This is a genomic window from Nocardia sp. NPDC058114, assembly GCF_042884695.1.
Classification (GTDB): Bacteria; Actinomycetota; Actinomycetes; order Mycobacteriales; family Mycobacteriaceae; genus Nocardia.
The window spans coordinates 213,239-233,725 of record NZ_JBHVTK010000006.1; the positions used below are offsets into that span (position 1 = coordinate 213,239).

Sequence of the window (20,487 nt, forward strand, 5' to 3'; positions counted from 1 at the left end):
ACGGAGTAGAACATGGATTTCTCACGAGTCGAACTCTCTGCCGATGACCAGGAATTCCTGGACGGCGCACGAGCCTTTCTCACCACCCACGTCACCGACGAGGTGCGTCGCCGCGATCGCGAGACCGGTGACAACTTCGACGCAGGCGTGCACGAGGCGCTCGGCGCGGCCGGGTGGCTGAAGGCGGAGCTCGCCGACGAAGCGGACGGCGGGCTCAATCGCCTGCGGCGCCGGATGTGGGACCTGGAGAAGCGGCGGGTCCACATTCCCTGGGTCACCTGGGGTACGACCGCGATCGTCTCCAAGTCCGTGCGCAAACATGGTTCGGCCGAATTGCAGGAAGAGGTACTGCCCGGCCTCGAGCGCGGTGAGATCCGGTTGTGCCTGGGATACACCGAGCCCGACGGCGGGTCCGACGTCGCGATGTGCAAGACGCGGGCGGTGCGTGACGGCGACCAGTGGGTGATCAACGGCTCGAAGATGTTCACCACCGGCGCGCACAACTGCCAGTACGTCTTCCTGATCACCAATACCGACCCCGAGGCGTCGAAACACAAGAGCCTCACCATGTTCCTGGTGCCGCTGAACAGCCCTGGCATCGAGATCCAGGGCATCCGCACCGTCGACGGTGATCGGACCAACATCGTCTACTACAGCGATGTCCGGGTCGACGACAAGTACCGTCTCGGTGAGGTGAACGGCGGGTGGGCCGTGCTGATGGGCCCCCTCAACGAGGAACACGGTGTGGTCGGCGCCGATGACGACGGCCTGCAGGATGTCTCGATCCTCATCCACCAGGGCACGATGATGGCGACCTCGGTCGAAAAGGTGGTCGCCATCGCGGCCCGTCCCGGCCCCGACGGGCGTCGTCTGCTCGACGACCGGTCGGTCGGCTATCGCCTGGGCCGCAGTATCGCGCGGATGGAAGCCGCGCTCGCCGCGCCGCACATGTTCGGCCGCGTCGCCATCGCGCAGGCCATGCGCGACATCTCGCCCGAGCTGATGGACATCCTCGGCCCCGCCGCCGCGCTGCCGATCGAGACCGAGGGCGCCGCCGACAACGGCGGGATGGAATACATCTACCGCTGGGCGCCGCTGTGCGGCATCTACGGCGGCACCCTCGAGGTGTTCCGCAACATGATCGCCCAGCACATTCTCGGGCTCGGACGGGCCAACTACTCGCTGCCGGCCAAACCCAAGGCGCAGGCGAGCTGATCGCGCTCGGAAGGAGCACCCATGGCCGAGACCACGCAACGGCCGCCGCCGCCGATCACGCCGGAGACCGCTTTCTACTGGGCCTCCGGCGCTGACGGTCGCTTGCGGATCACCCAGTGCCGCTCCTGCGCGGCGCTGATCCATCCGCCGCAACCGGTGTGCCGGTACTGCCGTGCCGATCAGCTCGAGATCAGCGTGGTCTCGGGATTCGCCACGCTGATCGGTTTCACGGTCAACGAGCGATTCGCGGTGCCCGGGCTGCCCGCGCCCTATGTCGTCGCGCAGGTCGCGCTCGAGGAGGACTCGCGAGTCCGGTTGACCACCAATGTGATCGACTGCGATCCCGCCGATCTCGTGCTCGGCCAACGGATGGCGGTGGTGTTCCAGCAGGCGGGTTCGGCCTGGCTACCGCTGTTCCGCCCGGCGGATCCGGCATCGCCGCCCGCGGCGATGCCGGTGGACCCGATCGACCCGGCCGCCGTGCGCGAGCATGTGCGGCCGATGGCCTCGCGCGAGAAGTTCGAGGACAAGGTCGCCTTTACCGGGATCGGCCGGTCCGAGATCGGGCGGCGGCTCATGGCCGACCCGCTGTCGCTGACCCTGGCGGCATGCCGGGCGGCGGTCGCCGATGCCGGACTCGACCTCGACGACATCGACGGTCTGTCGACCTATCCGGGGTCGGGAAACTTTGGGCCCTTCTCCGAAGGCGGCGTCACGGCGGTGGAATCGGCCCTGGGCATCCGCCCGACCTGGTACAACGGCAGCGCGGAGACCTTCGGCCCCGGCGGCTCGGTGATCGCGGCGATGCTCGCGGTGGCCAGTGGTCTGGCTCGTCATGTGCTGTGCTTTCGCACGGTGTGGGAATCCACCTACGCCGAACACGTTCGCGCCGGGACGATCACGCCGTCCGGCGGGATCACCGACCCGTGGCTCACTCCGTTCGGCGCGATCTCGGCGGCGCACCTGCTCGCCCAGACCGCGCAACGGCATTTCCACCGCTACGGCACCGATCGGGAGACACTGGGCTGGATCGCGCTCAATCAGCGAGCCAACGCGGCCCTCGACCCCTCCGCGATCTACCGGGACCCACTGACCATGGACGAGTATCTGTCCGCCCGCACCATCACCACACCGTTCGGTCTCTACGACTGCGACGTGCCGTGTGACGGTGCGGTGGCCGTGATCGTCTCGGCCAGGGAAACCGTCGCCGATCTGGCCCGACCACCGGTCTTCGTCGAGGCGGTCGGCACCCAGATCATCGAACGGCTCGAATGGGATCAGAGCACGCTCACCCACGAACCGCAGGTGCTCGGCCAGGCGGCGCATCTGTGGTCGCGCACCACCCTGGGTCCCGACGACGTGGATGTCGCCGAGCTCTACGACGGATTCACCTTCAACTGTCTGTCCTGGATCGAGGCGCTGGGCTTCTGCGGTATCGGCGAGGCCAAGGACTTCCTCCAGGGCGGCAAGAACATCGCGCGCGACGGAGTGCTGCCGCTGAACACCCACGGTGGGCAGCTCTCGCACGGGCGCACCCACGGCATGGGTTTGATCCACGAGGCGATCACGCAGTTGCGTGGCGGGGCTGGGCAGCGACAGATTCCAGCGGCCCGGGTCGCGGTCGTCAGCAGCGGTGGACTGACTCCCAGCGGTGTGATGCTGCTGCGGGCGGACTCGTGAGCGCCGAGGGCACCGGCCTGCTGCCGGAGCACAGCGCCGTCGACACCGTCGTCACCAGGGAAGTCGAGGTCGCGGGAATCCGGATGTCGGCACTGTGCGCCGAGGTCGCCGAACCTCGCGCCGTGCTGGTCGCCGTGCACGGCGGCGCGACGACGGCGCGCTATTTCGATCTACCGGACCGGCCGTCGCTGTCGCTGCTACGGGTCGGCGCCCGACTGGGTTTCACCGTTCTCGCGCTCGACAGACCGGGATACGGCGCTTCGGAACCCTGGGGTGAGTTGTTCGACGAGCCGCAGCGCCGCGTCGACGCGACCTATGCCGCGATCGACGCGCTGCTGGGAACGAGCGAACGCGGCGCCGGGGTTTTCCTCGCCGGACATTCGGCGGGCTGTGACCTGGCCGCGCGGATGGCCGCCGACGATCGGGGCGCCGAACTGCTCGGCCTCGAACTGGCGGGCACCGGTGTCGACAAGCGTCCCGAGGCCATCCGGGTGATCGAAAAGATCCGAAAGACGGGCAGGGCGGGCGGAATTCGTGAACTGCTGTGGTTCCCCCAGGACAGCTACCCGCCGGAGGTCCTCGGTGGTCGTTCGCTGACCTCGGGCACGCCGGGCTACGAGGTCGCTGTCGTGCACGACTGGCCGACGGACTTCCCCACGCTCGCCGCCCGGATGCGTGTCCCGGTCCGGGTGACCGACGCCGAGTACGAGCAGGTGTGGCGAACCGACCCGGCTGCCCGCGCCGGGATCGCCGAATTATTCACCACCACATCACGTTTCGTGAACAACGTGCAATTCGGGTGTGGGCACAACCTGAGCGTCGGCTACGGCGCCGCGGCCTATCACCTGGGCCTGTTGTCGTTCGTGGAGGAATGCGCGCTGCGATCGACCCCCGCCCGCCACCGATCAGAAGTCGAGGAACCATAGATGCAACGAATGATCGCTCCGGAAATCTCCAACTGGCCCGCCGAGGAGTTCCACCTCGTCGGCGGATCGTGCACCGACTGCGGTGCGGCGGTGTTCCCGATCCAGGACCTGTGCCCGCGGTGCAGCCGCCCGTCGATCGAACAGATCACCCTGCCGCGCAGCGGAACCCTGGTGGCCTGGACCACCCAGGGATTCCTGCCGGGCGCGCCCTATCTCGGGGACGAGACGGCCCGGACCTTCGTGCCCTTCGGCGTCGGGCTGGTGCAGCTCGGTGACGTGATCCGGGTCGAGGCCAGACTCACCGAGAACGACCCGGACAAGCTCGAATTCGGGATGGGCGTCGTGCTCACGACCGTCCCGCTCGGCACCGACCCCGAAGGCGCCGAGGTTCTCACCTTCGCCTTCCAACCCGCCTGAGGGACAGGAGTTCTGACATGACCAACGAGGTAGCGATCATCGGCGTGGGGATGCACCCCTTCGGCCGATTCGAGGGCAAGACCGCCATGCAGATGGGCACCGACGCGATCCGGGCCGCGCTCACCGACGCCGGGCTGGAATGGCGCGATGTGCAATTCGCGGTCGGCGGCAGTTGGGAGGTCGCCAATCCCGACGCGATCGTGGGCATGATGGGACTGACCGGTATTCCGTTCACGAATGTCTTCAACGCCTGCGCCACCTCCGCCAGCGCCACCGAGGCGTGCGCCGACGCGATCCGGCTCGGTAAGTACGACATCGGCATTGCGATCGGCATGGACAAGCATCCGCGCGGCGCATTCACCGTCGACCCCACCCTGGTCGGCATGCCCAAGTGGTACGGCGAGAACGGTCAATACCTGACCACGAAGTTCTTCGGGATGAAGGCCAATCGCTACCTCCACGACCACGGTATCTCGCAGGAGACCCTGGCCAAGGTGGCCGCCAAGAACTACCGCAACGGCGGCTTGAACCCGAATGCCTTCCGGCGCAAGCCGATCAGCGAGCAGGAAATTCTCGACTCGCCGATGTTCAACTACCCCCTGACCCACTACATGTTCTGCGCGCCCGATGAGGGCGCGGCCGCGGTGATCATGTGCCGGGCCGACATCGCGCACCGGTATACGAACAAGCCGGTCTTCGTGCGAGCTGTCGAGGTACGGACCCGGACCTACGGCGCCTACGAGGTCAATACGACCTACGCCCCGGTGCAGGAGGATGTCTCGCCCTCGGTCTATGCCGCGCGCAGCGCGTTCGAGTCGGCGGGGGTCTCGCCCGGCGACATCGATGTGGTCCAGTTGCAGGACACCGACGCCGGCGCCGAGATCATCCATATGGCCGAAGCGGGCTTCTGTGCCGACGGCGAGCAGGAACGGCTGATCGCCGAGGGGGCGACCGAGATCTCCGGATCTCTGCCGGTGAACACCGACGGCGGACTCATCGCCAACGGCGAACCGATCGGTGCCTCCGGCATGCGCCAGTTGCACGAGCTCGTCCTGCAACTGCGCGGCACCGCGGGCGATCGGCAGGTCGGCGGTACACCCACAGCCGGGTTCGCCCTGCTCTACGGCGCTCCCGGCACCGCGGGCGCCACCATCGTCACCACATGAACGCGCCGGGCTCGGCCGACCGAGACCGAAATCCTGGAAAGTTGCCCAGCACTGGAGGTTTGCTGTGAAGGTCCCGTTCACCTGGAAGGTCACCGGCTGGTTCATGGTCGGCTGGTCGGCCGAGTTCCCGATCGGGCAGACACGCCCGTTGAAGTACTTCGGCGAGGACCTGGTCGGCTACCGCGACGAGGCGGGCGAGGTACACATCCTGACCGGCCACTGCAAGCATCTCGGCGCCCATCTCGGCCACGGCGGCAAGGTCGTCGGCGACTGTGTCGAATGCCCGTTCCATGGCTGGCGGTGGGGGCCGGACGGCCGGAACAAGAACATCCCCGGCGAGGACCGCGTCAACCGTGGTCTGCGTCTGCAGGTGTATCCGGTCAACGAGCAGAACGGGTGTGTGTTCATGTGGCACCACCCGGAGGGAAAGCCGCCGCAGTGGGAGATGCCCGACATCCTCACGATGTTCCCCGACCTCGGTTCCGATCCGGACGCCTACTACCGCCCGTACCCGGAGTTCTCGAGCAAGACCGAACGTGAGCCCGTGCACCCACAGGTGGTGCTCGAGAACGGTCCGGACAGTTTGCATTTCGAGTATGTACACGGCGCGACGGTCACCCCGCAGATGCTGGACTACAGCGCGGTCGACCACACGTGGAACTTCCTGACCGGATGGCCGGACGCCCGCAGCGACGACCCGAACAAGATGGCGTTGAAGATCCACGCCCAGATGTTCGGTCTCGGCGGTTCGATCAGCGCGTTCGAGGGGTCGTCGAAGCACCGGCTGATCTTCGCGACGACTCCGGTCGACGACGAGTGCTCGGATCTGTTCTATTCGATCTGGTGGCCGAAGAACCCGGGTGACGACGGCGATGTGCCGCCGCCGGAAGTCCGTGCGCGGGTGGAGAAGCAATTCCTGGTGACGGTCTGGGAGGACCTCGACATCTGGCGCTACCAGAAGTACGTGGAGAAGCCCCCGCTCTCGCCCAAGGACGCCAAACCGTATCTGTCGCTGCGCCAGTGGGCTGCCCAGTTCTACGACGTGCCACCGGCCGACGCCGCGACAGTATCGTCCGCGCGGTGAGCGGATGAGCGCGCGGTCACTGGCCGATCTGGTGGCCCCGGCCCATACGGCCGTGATCACCCAGGAATGCCAAGGCGCGGTGGTCGGCCCCGCCGCCGGGTTGCCCGCGCTCGCGCGTGAGGCCCGGCGGGCCGCGCTGCCCAACATCACGACCCTGCTCCCGGCGGCCCGCGTCGCCGGGGTACGGGTCGTGCACTGTCTGGTGTGGCGGCGCGCGGACGGGCTCGGCTCCAATCACAACGCGAAGTTGTTCGCCCTCGGGCGCCGCGGCGTCGCGGTGACCCCGGGCAGCGAGGGTGCGACCCTGCTGCCCGAACTGGGCCCGGAACCCACCGATCTGGTACTCGGCCGACAGCACGGTCTCGGGCCGATGGGCGGCACCGACCTCGACGCCGTGCTCCGCAATCTCGGTGTCAAGACCATTGTGGTGGTGGGTGTTTCGCTGAATGTGGCGATTCCGAACCTGGTGATGGACGCGGTCAACGCCGCCTACGACGTCGTGTTGCCCCGCGATGCGGTCGCGGGCGTACCCAGCGAATACGGCGAGGCGATCATCGACAACACCTTGTCGTTGATCGCCACCGTCACCACGACCGCCGAGCTGATAGCCGCTTGGCGCTGAGGCAGGCAACCTCGTCGGCGACAACAAAACGGCGCTCCAGCCTTCTCGAGGCTGGAGCGCCGTGTGCGTAGGTCGTCCGATCAGTCGCTGGACGGCAGTTGCTTGGCCTCCTTGAGACCGAGCGGGATCTCGTTCACATCGAGGGTGCCTTTGCCCGCTCGCGTGACGAGCAGCTCGGCGCCGGTGTCGTGGACGTAGCGTTTACCGACCGCGGTGCCGCCGGCGAACGCGGGATCGAGGACCGCCCCGGTGCCGGTCTCACTGCCCAGCGGCACCATCGGGGCACCGCCACAACGCAAGTCGTCGATGGCGTCGGTGGATTTGATGACGATGACCTGTGTTTCACAGACCTGGCTCGTCAGCCGAGTGCCGCTCTTGATCACGATGACTCCTAGAGGATGGACGGGGCGGAGGAGATCTCCTGGATGAGGTTGCGCCGCAGGATCTTGCCGGTCGGCGTGGTGGGAAGGTCGTCGCGGAAGACGACCCGGTCCGGCGTGCGCGACCCACGCAGATTGGCCCGCACGTGGGCGCGCAGCAGTTCCGGATCAGGCGTGGCGCCGGGGGAGGCGACGATGACGGCGACGATGATCTGCCCCCACTGTTCGTCGGGCACGCCGATCACGGCGACTTCGCGAACATCGGGATGTTCGACGAGCACGTCCTCGATCTCGGCGGGAGCGATGTTCTCCCCGCCGCGGATGATGGTGTCGTCGGAGCGGCCACCGATGAACAGATAGCCGTCGGCATCGAGTTCGGCGAGGTCCTTGGTGGGGAACCAGCCCTCGGCATCGAGGACGGAACCGAGCTCGGCGTAGACCCCCGAAACCTGCGGTCCCCGGACGAACAACTCGCCGACCGCGCCGGGCGCGAGCACCGCCCCGGCGGCGTCGCGGATCTGCAATTCGACACCGGGCACCGCCCGCCCGACCGAGCCGAGTCGCCTGGCGACCGCGGGGTCGTTGGACCCGTGGGCGAGCCGGTGATCCTCGGGGGTCGACACCGCGATGGTCGAACTGGTCTCGGTGAGACCGTAGGCGTTGACCAGGCCGACCTCGGGCAGCAGCTCGAGCACCGCGCGAACCAGCGGCAGCGGCGCCTTGGCGCCGCCGTAGGCCAGGGTGCGCAGCGTCGGAAGTTCGACGCCGGGCCCGGCACGGAGCACGGTGACGATGCGATCGAGCATGGTGGGTACGACCGTGGCGTTGGTGATCTGTTCCTCGCGGACGAGGTCGATCCAGCGAACCGGGTCGAACTGGCGCAGGTACACGGTGCGTCGGCCCGCGTACAGATTCGACAGCGCCGCGCTGACGCCCGCGATGTGATAAGGCGGTACACAGATCAGCGCCGCGTCGCCGGGTTCGGCGGAGGCGAACTCCACGGTGCCCATCACGTAGCCGGTGAGATTGGCGTGCGTCAGTTCGACGGCCTTGGGTCGCGCGGTCGTGCCGGAGGTGAACAACAGCACGGCGACGTCGTCGGGCGAGGCGTCCTGAACTGTGTGCTCCCCGTTGGCGGTCCGGAGGGCGGCGAGGAACAACGCGGAATCGATGACCTGTTTGCCGCAGCCCGCCACCATCTCGAGGTATTCGGAGTCGACAACGATCAGCGGGTTCGGCAGCCGGTCGATCAGGTCGCGCAGGCCGGTAGCGCTGAGGCGGTAGTTCAGCGGTGTGAACGCCACCGCGGCGCGCGCGGATCCGAACAGCAACAGCGGCAGCATGATGCCGCCGGTTCCCACGTACGCGACATGCTCGGCACCGGAGGAACCGATCAGTCCGGCCGCCCGGTCGGCCAGTTCGCTCAATTGCGCCGCGCTCGTTCGCGTTCCGTCGGAGACGACCGCGGCCCGCTCCGGTTCACTGGCCGCGACCATCTCGAGCATTACCGAAATGCTCAATTCATCACCTCATCGATTTCGGAGAAGGATGCGGCCACCCTGGTCTGCATACCGAGGGTGGCCGCGTCGTCGTGCGGTCAGCCCGCGTTCTGGGCGGTAGCCGCTTTGATCTGCGCCGCGAACGCCTCGAGCTTGTCCTCGGATGTGGAGTTCTTGTGCTTGCGGGCCTGCACGCTGACGTCGTGATCGGCCGCGGCCGCCCGCAGCGCGCCGACGGTGGCCTGCTCGCGCGGAATGTGCTGAAACGGGTCGAAGGAGTACCAGCGCATCGCGTTGAGGTGGGTCATCTTGTCGATCTCTTCGTCGGGAACCTGCTCGCGCCCGAGGACCTGCTCGAGTACCTCGGGAGCGTCGGGCCACATGGAATCGCTGTGCGGGTAGTCCATTTCCCACATGATGTTGTCGATGCCGATCTCGTGGCGCAGCCGCACACCGATCGGATCGCTGATGAAGCAGGTCATGAAATGGTCGCGGAACACTTCCGAGGGCAGCCTGCCGCCGAAGTCCTGCATCGTCCAGGTGGAGTGCATCTCGAAGGTGCGGTCGACGCGCTCGAGGAAGTACGGAATCCAGCCGGTGCCGCCCTCGGACAGTGCGATCTTGAGGTCCGGGTAGTCCTTGACCGGGCGCGACCAGAGCAGGTCCGCCGCGGCCTGGACGATGTTCATCGGCTGCAAGGTGATCATCACATCCGGCGGCGAGTCGACCGCGGGGATGGACAGGCGTCCCGAGGAGCCGATATGGACATTGAGCACGGTATCGGTGTCGACCAGGGCTTTCCACAGCGGATTCCAGAACGGATCGTGGAAGCTCGGGTAGCCGAGCGCGGCGGGATTCTCGCTGAAGGTCAGCGAGTGCACGCCCTTGTCCGCGACTCGGCGGACTTCGGCGGCGCACAACTCGGCGTCCCAGATCACCGGCAGTGCCATCGGGATGAACCGGCCCGGGTAGGCGCCGCACCATTCGTCGATGTGCCAGTCGTTGTAGGCCCGGACCAAGGCGAGGGAGAAATCGGAGTCCTCGGTCGCGAACAGTCGTCCCGCGAAACCGGGGAACGACGGGAAGTTCATCGACGCCAGTACCCCACCCGCGTTCATGTCCTTGATGCGTTCGTGGACATCGAAACATCCGGGGCGGATCTCGTCGAGACCGTCGGGCTCGAGACCGTATTCCTCTTTCGGGCGCCCGGCCACGGCATTGAGCGCCACATTGGGGATGACGGTGTCGCGGAACTTCCAGACATCGGCGCCGTTGTCGGTGCGCACCAATTGCGGCGCCTCGGCGGCGTACTTCGCGGGCAGGTGGTTGGTGAACATGTCCGGCGGCTCGATGATGTGATCATCGACGCTGATCAGGATCATGTCGTTCTTATCCACGATCACACTCCTTAAATGATTACAGTAAGGCTTACAATATAGCTCATGGTCGGTTCAGTAGGCCATGAACAGGATTTGCTCGCGGCTGTATCGGTGGTCGGGGTGCTGCTCGGCGAGATGGCGCTGAGCGGCGGCGACCAGGTCGTCTTCATCGGTTCCGATCAGGAATTCACCGCACGGGCAGCTCAAATGCCGCTTCATGATTCGGCCCCGATCGGCGGCACGGTGGGTTCGGCGGTCACAGGATCGCCCCGCTCTCCTTCGCCGCGATGATGTCGTCCCATTCCAGGCCGAGCTCGAGCAGGATCGTCTCGGTGTGCTCGCCGTACTCGGGGGCCCGGCTCGCCGGTGCGGGCTGCTCGTCGAATTGCACGGGAGCGGAGACGGTTCGGTAGTCGTTGCCCGCGCTGTCGGTGGCTGTCATGAGATAGCCGTTGGCCGCGACCTGGGGGTCGTCGAGAACTTCGCGTGGACTCGCGATCGTCGCCCAGACGCCGGGCTCGTCGGCGAGCGCCTTCTGCCAGTCGGCGAGATCGCGCTCGGCGAAGGTCTTGCGCAGTTCGGCGGTGGCGGCCTCCTGGTTGACGACCAGGTTCGCCAGCGGCACGAACCGCTCGTCGACACCGAGATCGGGCCTGCCGATGCGTTCGCAGAATCCGCGCCAAAAACGGTCGGCTTGCAGGAGTACGAGCTGGACCCAGCGGTTGTCGCGGGTGCGATAGCGGTTCACCGCAGGATTGAGCGCGGTACCCGCCTCGCCGGCCGGAATGCGGTCGATGTCGTAGTAATCGGCTGCGGCGATATCCGGTGCGACGGCCCACATGCCCTGTGCCAGTAGGGAACTGTCGACCAGCGGAGCGTGCCCGGTGCGTTCGCGGTGGAACAGGGCGGCGGTGACGCCGCCGGCCAGCGTGATGCCGCCCTGGAGGTCGCCGAAGGCGGGTCCCTGGGCCATCGGGAATTCGGAATTCGTCGGCGTCAGCGCGTACGCGACGCCGGCGCGCGCCAGATAGCTCGCCGCGTCGAAGCCGCCGCGGTCCTTCTCCGGGCCACGGCTGCCGTGGCCACTGCCTCGGACGATGATGACGTTCGGGTTGAACTCGCGGATCTGCTCCACGGTCAAGCCGGCTCGCTCGAGTGGCGCGGGGAGCCAATTGGTCAGGAAGACGTCGGCTCCGGCGATCAATCGGCCGAGGATCTGCCTGCCCTGGGTGGACTTGATATCGACGCCGATGCTGCGTTTGCCGTGGTTGCCGAGCTCCATCATGAAGTTGGCCCGCACCTCGGTGCCGGTGCCGTCGAGGCCGCCGATGGTCAGGTTGCGGCACGGATCGCCGCCGTTGGTGTCCTCGATCTTGATGACATCGGCGCCCCAGTCGGCCAGCGCGGCTCCCGCGCTCGGCACGTAGGTCCACGATGCCAATTCGACCACTGTGACGCCACTGAGCAAACCGGACATCGGTGCTCCTCTCCCGCAATTGATACGTGTCGTGAAGTACTATACGGTAATCATTACAGTTACTCATCCAGGATGGCCATCGGGAGGCAATGTGAGCGACATCGTCGAAGAGCGGACGACGCTGAGTCCGGAGTGGGGCCGTCAGGCAGCCGCCGAGGCCGAATTCCGCATGCTCATCGACGGTGAGCTGACGGCAGCGGCGTCGGGCGCATCGTTCGACAATCGCAGTCCGGCCACCGGGGAAGTGCTCGGCACCACCGCGGCGGCCGACGAACAAGACATGCTGCGCGCCATCGCCAGCGCTCGCCGGGCCTTCGACGACACCACATGGTCGACCGACCGGGACCTGCGCCGCCGCTGCCTCGAACAGCTGCAACGCGCGTTGGAGTCGGAGCTCGAGCTGTTCCGCACCGAACTCGTCGCCGAGGTGGGTTGCCCGGTGATGACCACGCAGACAGCGCAACTGGAGTGGCCGCTGGCGGAAGCGCTGCGGTATCCGGCGGGCCTGATCGACGAGTTCGAGTGGGAGCGGACTCTCGCGGGCGGCGGCGTCTTCGGCGATCGCAACCGGCGCATCGTCGTACAGGAACCGGTGGGTGTGGTCGCCGCGATCTGCCCGTCGAACTTCCCGCTCGAGGTGATCCTCAACAAGCTGGGACCCGCGCTGGCCGCTGGAAACACCGTCGTGCTCAAACCCGACCCGAACACCCCGTGGAACGCGACCAGGCTCGGTCGGTTGATCGCCGAGCACACCGACTTCCCGCCGGGCGTCGTGAATGTCGTGACGACACCGTCCAACGAGGTGGCCGGACTCCTGGCGAGCGACCCCCGCGTCGACCTCATCTCGTTCACCGGTTCGACCGGCGTCGGGCGCACGCTGATGCGCCAGAGCGCGGGCACGATGAAGCGGACCTTCCTCGAACTCGGCGGAAAGTCTGCGCTCGTCGTGCTCGACGACGCGAAGCCCGAACACGCGCTGCGCAGCGCGGTGGGGGTCTGTGTGCACGCGGGCCAGGCGTGCGCGGCGACGAGCCGGATGCTGGTGCACCGCTCGATGTTCGACGACATGGTCGCGGCGGTGGGCGCGATGTTCGCGGCGGTGCCGGTGGGCGATCCGGTGCTGCCGCAGACGCTGGTCGGCCCGGTCATCAGCGCGGCCCAGCAGACCCGGGTACTCGATATGTGCGAGCGGGCGATTCGCGACGGCGCGCGACTGGTCACCGGTGGTGGCTTGCCCGCCGATCTGCCCGCCCACCTCGCCGGTGGCCACTTCGTCGCTCCGACGGTGTTCGTGACCGATGATCCGAACTCGGCGATCGCCCAGGAGGAGATCTTCGGTCCGGTTCTGGTGATGCTCGCGTTCGACGACGACGACGAGGCGGTGCGGATCGCCAACAACAGCGCCTTCGGCCTCGCGGGCGCGGTGCTGTCACAGTCCGACGAACGCGGTATGGGCATCGCCCGTCGACTCAGGACCGGTGCGGTCGGCGTCAACGGCGGCATGTTCTACGGCGCCGACGCGCCGTTCGGCGGCTACAAGAACAGCGGCGTCGGTCGCCAGTGCGGCATCGAGGGTTTCCAGCAATACCTGGAGACCAAGACCATCGGCTCCCGGACGCCGCGACAGCGCTGAGTCGCTGTCCGGCAGAGCAATTCACCATCGAAGTACTGAAAGGTTGTCACCAGTGGGAAAATTGGACGGCAAGGTCGCGGTCATCTCGGGCGCGGCGCGAGGGCAGGGACGTTCGCACGCGGTGAACCTCGCCGCCGAGGGCGCGAGCATCATCGCCTTGGACATCTGTGCCGACCTCGAAGGCAACACCTACCCGCTCGCGCGGCCCGAGGACCTCGAGGAGACGGGCAGGCTGGTCGAGAAGGAAGGTGCGCGTTTCCATCCGGTGGTCGTCGATGTGCGTGAGCGTGGCGCCGTCTGGCAGGCGGTCGCGCAGGGGGTCGAGGCGCTGGGACGGCTCGATATCGTGGTCGCCAACGCGGGGATCGCCCCGCTGGGCAGCGGTCAGACCATGCAATCCTGGTCGGACACCATCGATACCGACCTCGTCGGTGTGTTCAACGTGGTGCAGGCGAGCCTGCCGCATCTCGGTGCCGGGGCGTCGATCATCGCCACCGGTTCCCTCGCCGCGCAGCTGGGGAGCTCGACCAAGCAGGGACCGGGCGGCTCCGCCTACAGCCTCGCGAAACAAGTTGTCGCGCACTACGTGAACGACCTGGCGGTCCAGCTCGCGAAGAAGTCCATTCGGGTCAACGCGGTGCATCCCACCAATGTCAATACCGACATGCTGCACAACGAGGGTATGTACAAGATCTTCCGTCCCGATCTCGAGGCGCCGACTCGCGCCGATGCCGAGGTGGCGTTCCCGGCGATGCAGGCGATGCGCGTGCCGTACATCGAGCCGCAGGACGTCTCCAACCTCGTGGTCTTCCTCGCCTCCGAGGATTCGCGCTACATCACCGGCAGCCAATTGCGGGTGGATGCGGGTGGTTTCGTCAAAGCCGTGCCCTGGGGGAAGTGAGCGATGAGCGACACGACGACGGTGTACAAGCTCTACCGCTGTGTCATCTGCGGATGGGAGTACGACGAGGAACTCGGCTGGCCGGACGACGGCATCGAACCCGGCACCCGCTGGGACGACATCCCCGAGGACTGGACCTGCCCCGACTGCGGCGCCGAGAAGGCCGAGTTCGACATGGTCGAGGTCGATCGGTGACGATCGCGCGACACGGCCGGGCGGTGATCGTCGGCACCGGTGTCGCCGGCGCCAGCGCGGCCGAGACGCTGCGCAAGGAAGGGTTCGCCGGATCGATCGTGCTGGTCGGCGACGATCCGGCGGCACCGTATCGGCGCCCGATGGTCTCCAAGGAATTGCTGTCCAGCTCGGTCGGCGAGGAGAAGGCGCGGCTCAAGCCCACCGCGTTCTGGGCGGACAAGTCGATCGAGTTGCGCACGGGTGTGACCGTGCGTGCCGTCGATACCGCCACGGCCAGTGTGGAGTTCGACGACGGCGACCAGCTGGCCTATGACGCGCTGATTCTCGCGACCGGAGGCAGGCCACGACGGCTGGATCTGCTGCCCGAGGCCGAGACACTGCGGCACCTGCGTGACGCGGCCCGATTGCGGCAGATTCTCGATCGCGTCGGTGCTACCGGCGCCGTACCGAGTGTTCTCGTCGTCGGCGGTGGACTGGTCGGTTTGGAGGCGGCGGCCGCGGTGCGTACTTTCGGCGCCGACGTCGTGGTGTTGGAGGCCGCGGACCGGGTGCTCGGACGGGTGGTGCCGGCCGAGGTCTCGGCGAGCTATGAGCGTCTGCACCGGGATCGAGGGGTCTCGGTGAACACAGGAACACGGCTCGCGGCCGCGCACAACGAGAACGGCCGGACCCGCGTGTTCGCCGAAGACGGCCGGGAATGGGTCGCCGACGTGGTGATCGGCGCGGTCGGCATGACCCCCGATACCGAACTGGCGGTCCGCGCGGGCCTCACGGTCGATGATGGCGTCGTCGTCGACGAGTTCGGGGCGACCTCGGCGCCCGGGGTGTACGCGGCCGGTGACGTCGCGCGGCTGCCGAACCGGATTCTGGGTGGGTCCGACCGGATCGAGCACTGGAATCACGCCCAGGCCCACGGCGCGGCCGTCGCGCACACCGTCTTGGGCGCGCGGGTGCCGTATGAGGAACTTCCGTGGTGTTGGACCAACCAGTTCGGTCGCAACCTCCAGATCGCGGGCTGGCCGGGGTACGGCACGGAGACAATCGTCTACGGCGACGTCGATGCCGGACCGTTCCTCGCGCTGACCCTGGTCGAGGATCGCCTGGTCGGCGTGCTCGGCGTCGGTAGGCCCAAGGATGTCCGAGCAGCTCAGAACCTGATCAAGAACGGCCCGTATCTGCCGCGAGCCGCGCTCGCGGCCGACAATCTCGATTTGGTCGAGTTGGCCTCGGCACCAGAGCAATTCGCCGCATCAGCACGGGATTAGGGCGCTCATACAGCTCGCCCGGGTCAGGTACGCGGAACTAAACCGACCGCCGCTTCGACATCGAAGCGGCGGTCGGGTCGTTTCAGGACCGCACCGTCGCCGTCCGCGCCGCGTCGAGCAGATCGGCGTGATCGGTGAACTTGACCCGTGGTCGGCCGGTCGCCGCGCCGGCGGACCGCTCGGCCTGGTCGATGGCTTTCCATCCCGCGCGATCGACGACATCGGGCTGCCGCTCGTTGACCAGCGCGGTGAGGGCGGCCCGATCGCCGGTGGGCGCGGTGAGTCGGCCCGCGACGAAGTCGGCAACGAGGTGCTCGACGGTCTCCGCCGAGTCGACGCGGTTGGAGCCGATGACACCGCGCGGCCCGCGCTTGATCCAGCCGCTGACATAGACGCCCTCGATCGGGCAGCCGTCCGCGCCGATGACGCGACCGTGCTCGTTGGGCACCACGCCCAGTGCCTCGTCGAAGGGTAGGTCCGCCACGGCGACTCCGCGATAGCCGATCGAACGCAACACCAGGCCGGTCTCCACCCGCTCGGTCTGATCGGTGGCCCGTGCCACCCGTTGTCCGTCCCGGTCGATCAGTTCGTTGCGGGCGAACTCGAGGGATTCGACCCGCTCGCCGCCGTGGATCTCGATCGGAGAAGTCAGATAGCGGAACACGATCCGCTTGTTCTCGGGGGTGGCCGGGTCACGCGAGTATTCCTCGGCCAGTGCGTACTTCAACCGCGGTGACGGCCCGGCGTCCGGGTGGTCCAGGGCAGCGTGGTCGACCGGGTCGAGCACGAGGTCGGCCTCGTCGATGATCACGTCCACACCGTCGAGATGCCGCAGCGCCATGAACTCCGGACACGTGTAGGCGGCCTGCAACGGGCCGCGCCGCCCGAGCAGCACGACCTCACGGATGTTGCTCTCGCGCAGCGCGGCCAGGGCATGGTCGGCGATATCGGTGCCGGCCAGCTCGTCCGGTGACACGGTGAGCACGCGGGCCACGTCGAGGGCGACGTTGCCGTTGCCGACGATCACCGCGCGCGGCCCCGAGAGGTCGAAGACGCGATCGGCGTAATCGGGGTGGCCGTTGTACCAGGCGACGAATTCCGTGGCCGAATGCGAACCGGGCAGGTCCTCGCCGGGCACGCCCATCCGGCGGTCGCTCGACGCACCGACGGCGTAGAGCACCGCGTGATGGTGCTCCATGAGCTCCGCGTGTGAGATGTGTTCGCCCACTTCCACATTGAGATGAAAGCCGACGCTGTCGCCACGGAACGCGGAGTCGAACAACTGCGTGACGGTCTTGGTGCCCGGATGGTCGGGAGCGACCCCGGCGCGCACGAGTCCCCATGGTGTCGGCAGCTTGTCGAAGATCTCGACCTCGGCCGAGCAGCGCCGCCGTAGCTCATCGGCGGCGTAGCACGCGGCGGGGCCCGCACCGACGATCGCGACCCGGAGCGTGTCGAGACCCGTCGGCAGTCGGGGCGTCGGCGCGATCGAATCGAACGTCGAGCCCAACGGATGATGCTGGAAATAGGTGGCGTTGATATCGCGGAACCGGGCCAGCGACGCGGTCAGGCTGTCCTCGGGGAAGATGGCCTCGACCGGGCACGCGTCCGCGCACGCACCGCAATCGATGCAGGTGTCGGGGTCGATGTAGAGCATTTCGGCCGTAGCGAATTCGGGGTGGTCCGGCCGAGGGCGGATGCAATCGACCGGGCACTCGGCGACGCAGGTGGCGTCGTTGCAACAACGCTGGGTGATGACATAGGCCATGTGTGCTGCTCCTTCGGGAGGGTGGAAATGCCAAGTCGCTCGGCGGATCGGGTCCGCATCCGCTGGCGCCCGACCTCGACTGGTGATATTACTGTAATGACAACTGGAAGGGTTTCATCAGCGTCTCGACAGCAGTGCGCGATGCGGACGAGACTGTGAGCCGGTGGAGAACCCGCGTGGCTCGCCCTGCCCTTCGGCGGAATTCGAGTCGGGGTCGAACAGATTGGAGCCGGTGATGCCGGACAGTGACAGGCCACTCGCGGGCAAGACCCTGATCATGTCGGGCGGCAGCCGCGGCATCGGGCTCGAGATCGCCAAGCGGGTGGCCGCCGACGGGGCGAACATCACCCTGATCGCCAAGACCGATCAGCCACACCCCAAGCTGCCGGGCACCGTGCACACCGCGGCCGCGGAGATCGAACAGGCCGGCGGCTCGGTTCTCGCGGTCGTCGGTGATGTGCGCGACGACGCGGTGGTCGCGGCGGCGATAGATCGAACGGTCGAACGCTTCGGCGGGATCGACATCGTGATCAACAACGCGTCGGCGATCGACCTCGCCACCACCGAGGCCCTGTCGATGAAGGCCTACGACCTGATGCTCGACATCAACTGCCGGGGCAGCTTCCTGCTGTCCAAGCTTGCTATCGGGGCCCTGCGGAAATCGGCACTGGCCGGGCGCAACCCGCACATCCTGACTCTGTCGCCACCGTTGAACCTCGAGCCACGCTGGGCCGGAGCCCATCTCGGCTACACCATCGCCAAATACGGTATGTCGCTGACGACGCTGGGACTGGCCGAGGAACTGCGCGCCGACGGCATCGGCGTGAACTCGTTGTGGCCGCGCACCACGATCGCCACGGCGGCGATCCGGAACCGTGCCGGTGGCGAGGAGCGGATCGCCACGTCACGCACACCGGCGATCTGCGCCGATGCCGCCTACCTCGTGCTCACCTCACCCGCCGAACACACGACGGGCAACTTCCTGATCGATGAGGAAGTCCTGGCCGAGCACGGGATCACCGACCTGGACAGGTATCGGGCGGTTCCGGGGAACGCGCCGCTGATCGTCGATCTCTTCCTCTAGTACAGGAGTCGACCAGATGACCGAAGAGCTTGTGCTGCATCAACTCCGGCGCGACGGGGTGTGCACCCTGACGCTGCATCGCCCCCATCGCAAGAACGCGATCACCATCGGACTGTGGACCGCCCTGCGCGAAGCTCTGGACACGATCGCGCACGACCCCGCGGTGCGGGCGATGGTTCTGACGGGGGCGGGTGGATCGTTCTGTTCCGGCGCCGACGTCACCGACAGTGATCCCTATGCCGCGCCGTTCGCCAAGCTGCAGGCGATCTCGGACGTCGCCCAGCGCCTGCACGATCTGCCGGTACCGACCGTCGCCAAAGTGCGCGGTGTCGCGGTCGGCGCCGGATGGAATCTGGCACTGGGGTGTGACCTGGTCGTCGCGACGCCGGACGCGACGTTCTCCCAGGTCTTCGCCCGCCGTGGGCTCTCGCTGGACTGCGGCGGTTCGTGGCTGTTGCCCAAGCTCGTCGGAGTGCAGCAGGCCAAGCGGCTGGCGCTACTGGCCGAGACGATCGATGCCGCGGCGGCGCTCGACCTCGGTTTGCTCACCTGGGTCACCCCCGAGCCCGAGATCGATGACTTCGTCGACCGGATCGCCGACCGGCTGGCGGCCGCCCCGCCGATCGCCGTCGCGCAGACCAAGGCCCTGCTCAACGAAGGCGCCGACCGGACGATGCACGAGGCGCTGGCCAGTGAATCGCGTGCACAGGCCGTGAACTTCGCGACAACCGATGTTCCCGAGGCATATGCGGCGTTCGCTCAGAAACGCGAAGCTGCCTTCACCGGGGCATGGAACGTTCGTCGTCCGCCGAGCTGACGGCGATCGAACCGGATGCCGATATGTCGCTGGTTATTCGGCTTTGGCGGCGGACCTGCTTCGTCGCGGGGCGGCGACCTTCTTGGCTGCGACGGTCTTTTTGGCTGCCACCGTCTTCTTCGCTGCGACGGTCTTCTTCGCCGCGACCGTCTTCTTCGCAGGTCCAGCCGCCGCCTTCTTGGCGGGGGCGGCCCTCTTGCGCGGTGTCGACGGACGTGTCGAGTCGATCAATCGGCTCGCGCGCTCGAGAATGGATTCGAGGCCGTACTCGAAGTTGGTGTCGTCGGGAGCGCCGCTGTGATGGCCCCGTGCTCCCGCCTCGGCCAGTAGGGGAGTGGTTTCCGGAGAAATGGTCAGATGCTCGTAGTAGGCGCCGCGCTCGTCGCCGGATTCCTTGTTCTTGTCGTAGAGCCGCTGCAGGACAATCGATCCGCGAGTGTGCAACTGGATCGCCGAATACGTGTCGACGGCATCGTCGAGTGTCAGGCCGGCCTCCATGAGATTCGCGATCACCTGCTCGGTCAGTTGCGCGCCCAGGCGAGCGGCCAAGGGGCTCAGCGCCGATCGGATCAGGATCAGATCGCAGAGAATGGGGTTGCCCAGAAACGTCGCTCGCATGGTCCTGGCGTGGTTGCGCATCGTGTCCTGCCAGTCGCTCGCCTGGATGAACGGGGCCTCGCTCGCATACTGTTCCAATGCGCGATCGGTCATGGCGTTGAGCAGATCGTCCTTCTTGCGGAAATACCAGTAGATGCTGGTGACTCCGACATCCAGATGCTTGCCGAGCATCGGCATGCTGAGATTGTCGAGGGACACATCTTCCGCGAGTTCGAATGCGCCGTCGAGAATATCCTCCGGGTTCAGGGACCCGCGCTCGCGTCGCTGCCGCTTATCCGCAGTCGCTTGCTGTTTCGCCATGCCGTAACCACCTTTGTGAGTTCCTGGGTTGCCGACGTTAACTGTTGTCGACGCTGCGCCG

Annotated in this window: 20 protein-coding genes; 13 read left to right on the top strand and 7 right to left on the bottom strand. The window is 67.1% G+C overall.

The genetic code is table 11. The annotated features are described in order from the left end of the window. The first annotated feature begins 12 nt into the window (after positions 1–12). The 7 genes from ACFVVI_RS22935 (at position 13) to ACFVVI_RS22965 (ending at position 7,110) form a co-directional block, all read left to right on the top strand. The gene (locus tag ACFVVI_RS22935; RefSeq protein WP_387446724.1) at positions 13–1,215 is read left to right on the top strand and encodes an acyl-CoA dehydrogenase family protein; all 1,203 of its coding nucleotides are present in this window, start codon (positions 13–15) and stop codon (positions 1,213–1,215) included. A gap of 21 nt (positions 1,216–1,236) precedes the next feature. Continuing rightward, the gene (locus ACFVVI_RS22940; RefSeq protein WP_378992957.1) at positions 1,237–2,895 is read left to right on the top strand and encodes a zinc ribbon domain-containing protein; all 1,659 of its coding nucleotides are present in this window, start codon (positions 1,237–1,239) and stop codon (positions 2,893–2,895) included. Beyond that, entirely contained in the window at positions 2,892–3,821 is a 930-nt protein-coding gene (locus tag ACFVVI_RS22945; protein WP_387446725.1) for an alpha/beta hydrolase, read from the top strand. Before ACFVVI_RS22940 ends, ACFVVI_RS22945 begins: the two co-directional genes overlap by 4 nt. Beyond that, complete coding sequence (locus ACFVVI_RS22950; protein WP_387446726.1) at positions 3,822–4,238, top strand: Zn-ribbon domain-containing OB-fold protein; 417 nt, start codon at positions 3,822–3,824, stop codon at positions 4,236–4,238. It begins immediately after the preceding gene. A gap of 17 nt (positions 4,239–4,255) precedes the next feature. After that, positions 4,256–5,404, top strand: coding sequence for a thiolase family protein (locus tag ACFVVI_RS22955; RefSeq protein WP_387446727.1), 1,149 nt, complete (start codon positions 4,256–4,258; stop codon positions 5,402–5,404). Between the two features lie 64 nt (positions 5,405–5,468). Then, the gene (locus ACFVVI_RS22960) at positions 5,469–6,488 is read left to right on the top strand and encodes an aromatic ring-hydroxylating dioxygenase subunit alpha (RefSeq protein ID WP_387446728.1); all 1,020 of its coding nucleotides are present in this window, start codon (positions 5,469–5,471) and stop codon (positions 6,486–6,488) included. A gap of 4 nt (positions 6,489–6,492) precedes the next feature. Beyond that, positions 6,493–7,110 carry a cysteine hydrolase gene (locus ACFVVI_RS22965; RefSeq protein WP_387446729.1) on the top strand — a complete coding sequence of 206 codons (618 nt, stop codon included), beginning with the start codon at positions 6,493–6,495 and terminating at the stop codon, positions 7,108–7,110. Between the two features lie 80 nt (positions 7,111–7,190). On the opposite strand, the gene ACFVVI_RS22970 is transcribed toward ACFVVI_RS22965, so the two are convergent. The 5 genes from ACFVVI_RS22970 to ACFVVI_RS22990 all read right to left on the bottom strand — a co-directional run bounded on the left by ACFVVI_RS22970 (position 7,191) and on the right by ACFVVI_RS22990 (position 11,845). Further along, complete coding sequence (locus tag ACFVVI_RS22970) at positions 7,191–7,493, bottom strand: hypothetical protein (RefSeq protein ID WP_378992962.1); 303 nt, start codon at positions 7,491–7,493, stop codon at positions 7,191–7,193. Positions 7,494–7,501: 8 nt separating this feature from the next. Then, positions 7,502–9,010 (bottom strand): class I adenylate-forming enzyme family protein, encoded by a 1,509-nt coding sequence (locus ACFVVI_RS22975; RefSeq protein ID WP_387446730.1) that lies wholly within the window; start codon positions 9,008–9,010, stop codon positions 7,502–7,504. 77 nt (positions 9,011–9,087) lie between these two features. Further along, positions 9,088–10,386, bottom strand: coding sequence for an amidohydrolase family protein (locus tag ACFVVI_RS22980; protein ID WP_387446731.1), 1,299 nt, complete (start codon positions 10,384–10,386; stop codon positions 9,088–9,090). Positions 10,387–10,440: 54 nt separating this feature from the next. Beyond that, positions 10,441–10,587, bottom strand: coding sequence for a DUF1059 domain-containing protein (locus ACFVVI_RS22985; protein WP_378992966.1), 147 nt, complete (start codon positions 10,585–10,587; stop codon positions 10,441–10,443). Positions 10,588–10,624: 37 nt separating this feature from the next. Next, positions 10,625–11,845: a CaiB/BaiF CoA transferase family protein gene (locus ACFVVI_RS22990; protein WP_378992967.1), complete on the bottom strand. Its 1,221-nt coding sequence runs from the start codon at positions 11,843–11,845 to the stop codon at positions 10,625–10,627. A 169-nt stretch (positions 11,846–12,014) separates the two neighbouring features. Between ACFVVI_RS22990 and ACFVVI_RS22995 the strand changes: the two genes are divergently transcribed. The 4 genes from ACFVVI_RS22995 to ACFVVI_RS23010 are packed head-to-tail and all read left to right on the top strand — an operon-like array spanning position 12,015 to position 15,839. Next, positions 12,015–13,478 carry an aldehyde dehydrogenase family protein gene (locus ACFVVI_RS22995; protein WP_387447017.1) on the top strand — a complete coding sequence of 488 codons (1,464 nt, stop codon included), beginning with the start codon at positions 12,015–12,017 and terminating at the stop codon, positions 13,476–13,478. 52 nt (positions 13,479–13,530) lie between these two features. Next, complete coding sequence (locus tag ACFVVI_RS23000) at positions 13,531–14,379, top strand: mycofactocin-coupled SDR family oxidoreductase (protein WP_067446961.1); 849 nt, start codon at positions 13,531–13,533, stop codon at positions 14,377–14,379. 3 nt (positions 14,380–14,382) lie between these two features. After that, a complete protein-coding gene (locus tag ACFVVI_RS23005; protein ID WP_067446959.1) occupies positions 14,383–14,574 on the top strand; it encodes a rubredoxin in 192 nt (63 codons plus the stop codon). Continuing rightward, positions 14,571–15,839 carry an NAD(P)/FAD-dependent oxidoreductase gene (locus ACFVVI_RS23010; protein WP_387446732.1) on the top strand — a complete coding sequence of 423 codons (1,269 nt, stop codon included), beginning with the start codon at positions 14,571–14,573 and terminating at the stop codon, positions 15,837–15,839. Before ACFVVI_RS23005 ends, ACFVVI_RS23010 begins: the two co-directional genes overlap by 4 nt. An 82-nt stretch (positions 15,840–15,921) precedes the next feature. Here the strand turns inward: ACFVVI_RS23010 and ACFVVI_RS23015 are convergent, their stop codons facing one another. Next, on the bottom strand, positions 15,922–17,607 hold the full coding sequence (locus ACFVVI_RS23015) for an FAD-dependent oxidoreductase (RefSeq protein ID WP_387446734.1): 1,686 nt from the start codon (positions 17,605–17,607) through the stop codon (positions 15,922–15,924). Between the two features lie 235 nt (positions 17,608–17,842). Between ACFVVI_RS23015 and ACFVVI_RS23020 the strand changes: the two genes are divergently transcribed. Both ACFVVI_RS23020 and ACFVVI_RS23025 read left to right on the top strand, forming a co-directional pair. Beyond that, positions 17,843–18,691 (top strand): SDR family oxidoreductase, encoded by an 849-nt coding sequence (locus ACFVVI_RS23020; RefSeq protein ID WP_387446736.1) that lies wholly within the window; start codon positions 17,843–17,845, stop codon positions 18,689–18,691. A gap of 16 nt (positions 18,692–18,707) precedes the next feature. After that, entirely contained in the window at positions 18,708–19,508 is an 801-nt protein-coding gene (locus ACFVVI_RS23025) for an enoyl-CoA hydratase/isomerase family protein (protein ID WP_387446737.1), read from the top strand. A gap of 33 nt (positions 19,509–19,541) precedes the next feature. Here ACFVVI_RS23025 and ACFVVI_RS23030 read toward each other — a convergent pair whose 3' ends face one another. After that, complete coding sequence (locus tag ACFVVI_RS23030) at positions 19,542–20,426, bottom strand: TetR/AcrR family transcriptional regulator C-terminal domain-containing protein (protein ID WP_378992975.1); 885 nt, start codon at positions 20,424–20,426, stop codon at positions 19,542–19,544. Positions 20,427–20,487: the final 61 nt, after the last annotated feature.